An 801-nucleotide genomic window follows, 5' to 3' on the forward strand; every position below is an offset into this window, starting at 1 on the left:
GGCATCGTTGGCGCCAACGGCAGCGTCATCATGCCTGCGCTGTTTGTAGATGCAGGACGCCAAGTAGCAGAGCTCGGGCTGTTCTCCTCAATGATGGGGGCTGGTGGTCTCCTTGGCATTGCCATTCATGCGTCGGTCGGCGCCCGGATATCAGCGCAGAACTGGCTGGCGGTGGCATTTTGTGGCTCTGCGGTGGGCTCGCTTCTGCTTTCACAGTTGCCAGGCGTGCCGGTGCTGATGTTGTTGGGCGCGCTCGTGGGACTGCTGACCGGCTCAGTCTCTCCCATTCTCAACGCTGCCATCTACAACCGCACGCCGCCAGAACTTCTCGGCCGGGTACTCGGCATGGTCTCGGCGGTGATGCTGTCAGCCTCGCCCATGGTTATGCTTGCGGCCGGCGCGTTTGTCGACCTTGCTGGTCCGCTCCCTGGCCTCGTTGTATCGGCCGTGTTTGCGGGGCTCGTGGCTCTACTCTCGCTCCGTCTTCAATTTGCTACAATGGCGGCGGCAGCCACAGCCTCCGCCCCAACCCATACAGAAGGTGAACACTGATGCCCCGCCCCAAGCTCAAGTCCGATGACGAGGTACTCGAGGCCGCCACCGTAGTGCTGAAGCGTTGCGGTCCCATAGAGTTCACGCTCAGCGGAGTAGCAAAGGAGGTGGGGCTCTCCCGCGCAGCGTTAATCCAGCGCTTCACCAACCGCGATACGCTGCTGGTGAGGATGATGGAGCGCGGCGTCGAGCAGGTGCGGCATTACCTGAATGCGATACCGATAGGCGCAGGGCCGCAAGGGCTCTGGG

2 pseudogenes are annotated in these 801 nt (G+C 62.4%); both read left to right on the forward strand.

The annotated features are described in order from the left end of the window. Positions 1 to 552, forward strand: a pseudogene (gene mrx(A), locus R8N49_RS26355) (macrolide resistance MFS transporter Mrx(A)); the annotation flags it as partial. After that, positions 552 to 801, forward strand: a pseudogene (gene mphR(A), locus R8N49_RS26360) (macrolide-binding transcriptional repressor MphR(A)); the annotation flags it as partial. The pseudogenes mrx(A) and mphR(A), both read left to right, overlap by 1 nt.

The organism is Vibrio sp. 1978, from assembly GCF_033344345.1.